General features: G+C 62.4%; 5 protein-coding genes. 3 read left to right on the top strand and 2 right to left on the bottom strand.

What is annotated here, in order from left to right; all coding sequences use genetic code 11:
• Window positions 1-154: 154 nt before the first annotated feature.
• Together D3P04_RS22970 and D3P04_RS22965 are read right to left on the bottom strand one after the other, a co-directional pair.
• Window positions 155-1,528, bottom strand: coding sequence for an amidase (locus D3P04_RS22970; protein ID WP_119752212.1), 1,374 nt, complete (start codon window positions 1,526-1,528; stop codon window positions 155-157).
• Window positions 1,529-1,631: 103 nt separating this feature from the next.
• The gene (locus D3P04_RS22965) at window positions 1,632-2,531 is read right to left on the bottom strand and encodes a LysR family transcriptional regulator (protein ID WP_119752211.1); all 900 of its coding nucleotides are present in this window, start codon (window positions 2,529-2,531) and stop codon (window positions 1,632-1,634) included.
• 125 nt (window positions 2,532-2,656) lie between these two features.
• Between D3P04_RS22965 and D3P04_RS22960 the strand changes: the two genes are divergently transcribed.
• The 3 genes from D3P04_RS22960 to D3P04_RS22950 all read left to right on the top strand — a co-directional run.
• Window positions 2,657-3,874, top strand: coding sequence for a pyridoxal phosphate-dependent aminotransferase (locus D3P04_RS22960; RefSeq protein WP_119752210.1), 1,218 nt, complete (start codon window positions 2,657-2,659; stop codon window positions 3,872-3,874).
• On the top strand, window positions 3,871-4,290 hold the full coding sequence (locus D3P04_RS22955) for a RidA family protein (RefSeq protein WP_119752209.1): 420 nt from the start codon (window positions 3,871-3,873) through the stop codon (window positions 4,288-4,290). The genes D3P04_RS22960 and D3P04_RS22955 overlap by 4 nt, the downstream gene beginning before the upstream one ends.
• Before the next feature lie 141 nt (window positions 4,291-4,431).
• The coding region (locus D3P04_RS22950) for a GTP-binding protein (RefSeq protein WP_119752208.1) at window positions 4,432-5,303 on the top strand (872 nt) is incomplete at its 3' end.

Below are 5,303 nucleotides of genomic sequence, written 5' to 3'. Positions count from 1 at the left end.
GGTCCGGGGGCAGCGCCCCCGGCCGTCGCGGGACGCAGTAACCGGCGTTCCCGATTCAGTGCGACATTCCGGTTGCCGATGCCTGCTCAGAACCGGGTTACCGCGGCCACGCTATGCAGCGCCCATCCGGGCTATCAGACCAGAACGGCATCAACTATTCTGCGCTGGTCATTTCTCCCTTTCGGGTCGGTTCTCCGGCGGGTCCCACATGCTGCATCAGCCATGCCGCTATCCGCAGCAGGCGGGCGTCGTCCCCCAGCCGCCCGACGATCTGCAACCCCATGGGCAGACCGTCCCGGGTCAGGAACAGAGGCAGGGTCACGACCGGAGTTCCGCAAAGCGTCCAGATGCCGTTGAACGCAGAATCGCCGGTACTTCCCAGACCTTCCGGCGCGGGGCCGGGGCTGGCCGCACAAAGGATCGCGTCGTAACGGTCGAATATCCGGTCCAGCCCGGCATTCAAATCCCTGCGCCAGTCCAGAGCCGACATGTAATCGCAGGCAGGGATTGTCTTTCCGGCATTCATCGCCTCGGTCAGTTTCAACGACATGAGGTGACGTCCGCGCTGTTCATACCCCGCGAAACATTTTGCCATCTCGACCTGATTTATCCGCGTCCTCACCTGCTGCGCCTCGGAAAATATCGCGGGCAGTTCAATCCTTTCCACCAAAGCGCCAAGAAGCCCTGCCAACTCGTCCAATGCCGCGCGCATGCGAGGATCAGTTGCAGGCGGCGCGGGCAGATCGACCAAGGCCAGCCGTGGTGTCGCGGATAGGGTGGAGATCGCCCCCTGATACAGTTGCGGCGCTGGCACCGGCCTGGTCGCCGGATCGGCAGGATCATGGCCCGCCATCGCCTCGGCCAGAAGCGCGGCACCCGGAACCGAGCGGGCAAAGACCCCGATCGTATCCAGAAAGGGCGATTGCTGAAGCACGCCGGAACGTCCGATCATGCCGAAACTGGGCTTATAGCCGACCACCCCGCAGAATGACGCCGGACGAATGACGGAGCCACCAGTCTGCGTGCCGACGGCCAGCGGCACCATTCCCGCCGCAACCGCCACGGCGGAGCCCGCGGACGAGCCTCCGGGCGTTCGCGAAACATCATGCGGATTCCGGGATTTCGACGGTTCCATAAAGGCCAGTTCGGTGGTTACGGTCTTCCCAATGACGACCGCGCCAGCCGCATGCAAACGCGCAACCAGTCCCGCATCTTCGGCGGGAACACGACCTTTGTCGATCGCGGTGCCGTTCTCGGTCGGTATGCGGGCCGTGTCGATGACATCCTTGATTCCAACCGGCAGCCCATGCAGCGCGCCAAGGACGGCGCCGGATTTGCGCCGCTCATCCAAAGCGCGCGCCCGTTCAAGCGCATGGTCGCCATCCAGCCATGCCCAGGCCTGCAGCTGCGGCTCGGTCTTCTCGATGCGGTTCAGACAGGCAGTCGTCAATTCAACCGCCGAAATTTCGCCTTGCGCAAGGCGCTCGCGCAGATCGGTGACATCGGCTTGGGTCAGGTCAGCGGCCATAGAATGCTCTTGGTGAATAATGGACGATATCCGGGACGATATATGTCAGCGGCACGGCGATAAAGACCATCGGAAGAAAAGACATGATCAAGGGTGACGATACTCAGTCATATTTCATCCCGCCCTTCACCCGAGCCACTTTTCCCTCAGCCGCGCAAAAATCGACAAAAGCCCGCACTGCGGCGATGCGCGGCCCGGATCGATTCCACAGCACGCCCGTCTGACGCACTTCCCCTGCTGGAAGTAATTTTTTCTGCAGGGGCAATCCTTCCGGCCAGGGCGGTGCCCAATCGGGAACGATAGAAACCCCCAGCCCGCGGCTTACCAGTGCAGCAATCGCGTCCAGCGCGTCGAGCTCCAGCCATTCCCGCACATTCAGATCATGCCGGCGCAGATAGCGATCGACGATCTGCCCTCCCCACTGGTTGCGATCGTATCGGATGAAGGGCTGCCCCGCGATCAGCCCATGCGGATCGCCGAGATCCAGACCCTCGGACGCGATCAGCATCAGCGGCTCATGCCGCAAGGTCTGCCAGCCCATCGATTTCGGGACCGGAAAATGCGGACGCACGATGATCGCCGCGTCCAGTTCGCCCGCCTGCACGCCCTGATAAAGCCTTGCCGACGAATCCGGGCGCAGGAAATATTCGATCCGGGGATGGCACAGGCGCAGACCGGCCAGAATTTCCGGCAGAATTCCGGTCATCGACGTTGCGGTCGCCCCAAGTCTCAGCCGTCCCGCCGGTTCGTCATTGGCGGCGCTGGCGCGCAGATCGCGGGCGGCCTCGATCAGTTGGCGGGCGGCGTCAAGCACCGCCAGACCCGATGCCGTCGGCCGTACCGTCCGGCCCGCGCGGGCGACCAGAGCATGATCCAGATCCTGCTCAAGCGTGCGCAACCGCTGCGCTACCGCGGCAGGCGTCAGATTCAGCCGCCGCGCCGCCTCGGCGATCGAGCCGCAATCGGCGACGGCAACGAAGCTTTCAAGAAAGCGGATGTCCATAAGATATGATTTCTATTTTTTGAAAGCATAAAAAGCAATATTAACCTGCTTTATATTCTGCTCTAATTTGCCCGCGAATCGAGGTCCCAGACCCATCGCCAGCCTTTCGAAGATAAGGAAACATCATGTCCATCGAAGCCAAATTCCGCAAACTTGGCACCGACAACGCGCCGGGACAGGAGACCCGCCAGAATGCCGCAGGCACCAATGCGCTGCTGCGGGGCGATCCGCTGGAAGGCCGCAAGGTGGATTTCTCGCATGGCGATGTGGATGCACATGAACCCACGCCCGGCGCATTCGAGCTTTTCTCGGCCGGAGTCGCCACGGGCGGGGCACAGGCCTATACCGAATACCGCGGCGATCTGGGCATCCGGGAAGAGCTTGCGCCCCGCATTGCCGGTTTCACCGGCGCCCCGGTCGATGCGGCGGACGGGCTGATCATTACGCCGGGCACGCAGGGCGCGCTGTTTCTTGCCATCGCCGCGACGGTAAGCCGCGGCGACAAGGTGGCTATCGTCCAGCCCGATTATTTCGCCAATCGCAAGCTGGTGGAATTCTTCGAGGGCGAAATGCTTCCCGTGCAGATGGATTACGTCAATGCGGATGATCGCAGTGCCGGGCTTGATCTGGACGGGTTGGAGGCCGCGTTCCGCGCCGGGGCGAAAACCTTCCTCTTTTCCAACCCCAACAATCCGGCGGGTGTCGTCTATTCAGCCGATGAGATCCGTCAGATCGCTGCCTTGGCCGGGCAATATGGGGTGACGGTAATCGCCGATCAGCTGTATTCCCGTCTGCGCTACAGCGGCGCGACCTATACCCATCTGCGGGCCGAGGCCGTCGATGCCGAGAATGTGGTGACCATCATGGGGCCCTCCAAGACCGAGTCGCTCTCGGGTTACCGGCTGGGCGTGGCTTTTGGGTCAAAGGCGGTAATCGCGCGAATGGAAAAGCTTCAGGCGATCGTCAGCCTGCGCGCACCCGGTTATAGTCAGGCGGTCCTGCGCGGCTGGTTTGCGGAACCCGATGGCTGGATGGATGAGCGCATCCGTCGCCATCAGGAGATTCGCGACCATCTGCTGTCGACATTGCGCGCGGTCGATGGCGTCTTCGCCCGCACCCCGCAGGCGGGCAGCTATCTTTTTCCCCGCCTTCCCGATCTGGCCGTGAGCCATGGCGATTTCGTCAAGATCCTGCGGCTTCAGGCGAATGTGATCGTCACCCCCGGCACCGAATTCAGCCCGCATACCGCAAGCAGCGTGAGGTTGAACTTCTCGCAGGATCACGATGCCGCCCTTGCCGCGGTAGAACGTATGGCCGCATTGATCGAAAGATATCGCGCATGAACTCCGACCTTCCGATCCCGCAAGGCAATTACGTTCCGGCAAAACGTCATGGCAGCCTGATCGTGACTTCCGGCATGACGCCGCGTCGCGAGGGCGTTCTGATCCTGACCGGCAATGTCAGTTCCGCCACCCCGCTCGAGGATTATCGAGAAGCCGTCGAACTGGCCTGCGGCAACGCGCTGAACGCCGCGAATGCGCAGCTTCGGCAGGGAGAACGGATCGCCGCAGTTCTCAGCCTTTCGGTCTTTATCGCCGCCGATCCGGATTTTACCGCGCATTCGAAACTGGCCGATTTCGCCTCGGATTATCTTCGCGACAGGCTTGGTCCCCAGGGCGTAGGCGCGCGCGCGGCGGTTGGGGTCGCCACGCTGCCCGGCAATGCGCCAGTCGAGATCCAGTTGATCGCCACAGTTTGACACAGCGCGTCCTGGCAAGGCTGATCCGCACCATGTCTTCGCCGGAATGTTGCTGGGTCGACCTTGCCCGCCGACAACTTAAGGCTGGCGTTTCTTCGCCTTCTCGGCTAGGGCAGCGGCGCAAACCCGGAAGGCAGCCTCATGGATATCCGCAATATCGCCATCATCGCCCATGTTGACCACGGCAAGACGACGCTGGTCGATCAGCTTTTGAAACAATCGGGCTCGTTCCGGGAAAATCAGGCCGTGGCCGAACGCGCCATGGACAGCAACGATATCGAACGCGAACGCGGCATCACCATCCTTGCCAAGGCGACCTCGGTCGAGTGGAAAGGGACGCGGATCAATATCGTTGACACGCCGGGCCATGCCGATTTCGGCGGCGAGGTCGAGCGTATCCTGTCGATGGTCGATGGCGTCTGTCTGCTGGTGGATGCCGCCGAAGGGCCGATGCCGCAGACGAAATTCGTGACATCCAAGGCGCTTGCATTGGGGCTGCGCCCCATCGTCGTGTTGAACAAGGTCGACAAACCGGCGGCCGAGCCCGATAACGCGCTGAACGACGTTTTCGACCTGTTCGCCAATCTGGGCGCCAGCGATGAGCAGCTTGATTTCCCGCATCTCTATGCCTCGGGCATCGGGGGATGGGCGGATGAAACGCTTGACGGGCCGCGCAAGGACATGACGGCCCTGTTCGACATGATCCTGCGGCATGTCGAGCCGCCGAAACAAATCTCGCGTGTGGATGAGCCGTTCCAGATGCTGGCCACGACGCTGGGCGCGGATGCGTTTCTGGGTCGTCAATTGACAGGCCGCGTCGAAGCGGGCCGCGCCAGGGCGGGCGACACGCTGAAGGCGCTCAGCCGCGACGGCGAACGGGTCGAGCAGTTCCGCATCTCGAAGATCATGGCCTTCCGCGGCCTGACCCCGCAGCCTATCGACGAGGCCGTGGCGGGTGACATCATCACGCTTGCGGGCATGTCGAAGGCAACCGTGGCCGATACGCTTTGCGC

The organism is Paracoccus onubensis, from assembly GCF_003591515.1.
Taxonomy (GTDB): domain Bacteria; phylum Pseudomonadota; class Alphaproteobacteria; order Rhodobacterales; family Rhodobacteraceae; genus Paracoccus; species Paracoccus onubensis.
The sequence above is the reverse complement of the archived record's forward strand: the minus strand, read 5'-3'. Positions and strand labels throughout refer to the sequence as shown.

Coding starts and splice junctions, on each gene's coding strand:
- D3P04_RS22970 (WP_119752212.1), bottom strand. CDS start 1,528: ATGGCCGCTGACCTGACCCAAGCCGATGTCACCGATCTGCGCGAGCGC.
- D3P04_RS22965 (WP_119752211.1), bottom strand. CDS start 2,531: ATGGACATCCGCTTTCTTGAAAGCTTCGTTGCCGTCGCCGATTGCGGC.
- D3P04_RS22960 (WP_119752210.1), top strand. CDS start 2,657: ATGTCCATCGAAGCCAAATTCCGCAAACTTGGCACCGACAACGCGCCG.
- D3P04_RS22955 (WP_119752209.1), top strand. CDS start 3,871: ATGAACTCCGACCTTCCGATCCCGCAAGGCAATTACGTTCCGGCAAAA.